General features: G+C 53.0%; 1 protein-coding gene. It reads left to right on the forward strand.

What is annotated here, in order from left to right; all coding sequences use genetic code 11:
- A partial coding sequence (locus tag BM114_RS13990; RefSeq protein WP_143089361.1) for a DUF2958 domain-containing protein occupies positions 1 to 1,851 on the forward strand: 1,851 nt, incomplete at both ends.

Raw genomic sequence — 1,851 nt, forward strand, 5'->3', positions numbered from 1 at the left:
CAGTCGGGAAAGGAAATCGGCGAAGGCACCGAGCAGCAGTTTGTAGAAACCGCCTCCGTTCCCAAGGGCGATGGCTTCCCCATTGCCTTTAACCATAACTCACTCTTTGAGGGCGAATGGAAAGACATATCTCACCGCACCATCGCCACGGAGCGCACGATGGGTACAGACCCCTACGGCAAGCCTGCGTGGGAGTACCGCTTCGATGGCAGTATGGACGATATGGCGGAAAGTCTTCGGATTCAACTCTCGCAAGATGCAGGAAAACACTTTGACCGCAAGCTTTATGAGACAGGCATACCGATGACGGAGGAGGAACGGCAGCAGGAAACCGAGAGGCAGCTTCGTAAGCTGGGGGTAACGGTCGATTTGCCAGAAGAGGAGCCCAAAGTGGATAAGGAGGCGGAGAATGCCTATAACCTGATGCCCGACAACCTCAGGAAGCAACTGCCCAAACTTTACAGCAAGGGAAAGGAACTTATTGGCGATAAGGTCGCCTACGCACGCTATTTCTTCCCGATGGGAGCTTACACGGCTTATCTTATGGAATACGACCCAAAGGAGCGCATAGGGTTCGGCGCCGTAACGATGGGCTACGGCTGGGAGCTGGGCAATATGTCGCTCGATGAGATGGAGGAAGTGAAGATACACGGGCTGGGCATCGAACGCGATTTGTACTTTACACCCAAGAAGCTGCACGAGATAGCAGAACTGGAGGAAATCGTAAAAGGGAGATATACCAAGGAGCCGATTGTCGAGGTAATCAAGGAAAAAGCCGAGCCGATAGTTCACAATCGACCAATGGATGATAATATTTCCACCGAAGGACTCCAAGAGGAAGTTCAAGTTGAAAAGGTCAGTGAGCCAGTCAAGGAAGAGGTGGATGGGCAAACCTTGCAGGCAACCGAGCAAGTTCCCTATGAACCCGCCCCCGAAGGAGTGCCCACATTGACCCTTCACCGTCAGTATGAACAGGAAACGAAGGAAATCCGCACGGACGTGGAAGCCCCGCGGGAGATGAACGGACAGACGGTCTATTTCGATGAGGACCATCATCCGATTATCAACGAGAACGAAACAAAAGCAGAGGGGACACTCTTTGCCCCCGAGGAATACAGTCTGTGGACACAGGAAGTGTCAAGGGTGAACAAAGAAATTTCCGAGAACAAGACCGCTCAGCAAAAGACAGCTTCGCCTCCGGCTCACAAAACTCTCGTCCGGCGCACCCGCACGCCTCGTAAAAACACTTCTCCATCCCCGAGAGAGCCGTCGCTCTTCGATTTTATGGACGAAGCCGAGCAACGTACCCCACAGCCCATAGCGGAGGTAAAAAAGGAGTTCGATGCCTCGCCACGCCCCTTTCTATCATCGCCGGACGTCCATCTGAGGGACGGCTCCATCGTCATGCAGAAGGGACAGGTCGGTTTTCTCACCGACTTGAAACGGCATCCCACCTTCAATCCGATGGACTTGCCCTATGCGCAAATCTCACGGCTGAAATCGTATGTAGAGATACGGGAGTGCTACCATCGTCTATATGACTATGAGGCGAATAACCAAACAGAGGACAAGGAGGAACGTGAGAAGCTCAACCGCCTTTATGACGGCTATGTCCTACGCTGGGGCTATTTCAACCAGAAGGCAAACACCGATGTGATAAAAATGGATGCCACGGGCATGGAAATGCTGTTCTTGGAACGCTCCGAGAACGGCAGGTACATCAAGGCGGACATCTTTGACCATCCCACGGCATTTGCCACCACCGAACTGTCCGTTGCCGCAGACCCGATGGAGGCATTGGGCGCATCGCTCAACAAGTACGGCACGGTAGAACTTGACTATATGAGTTCC

The organism is Prevotella sp. KH2C16, assembly GCF_900113305.1.
Classification (GTDB): domain Bacteria; phylum Bacteroidota; class Bacteroidia; order Bacteroidales; family Bacteroidaceae; genus Prevotella.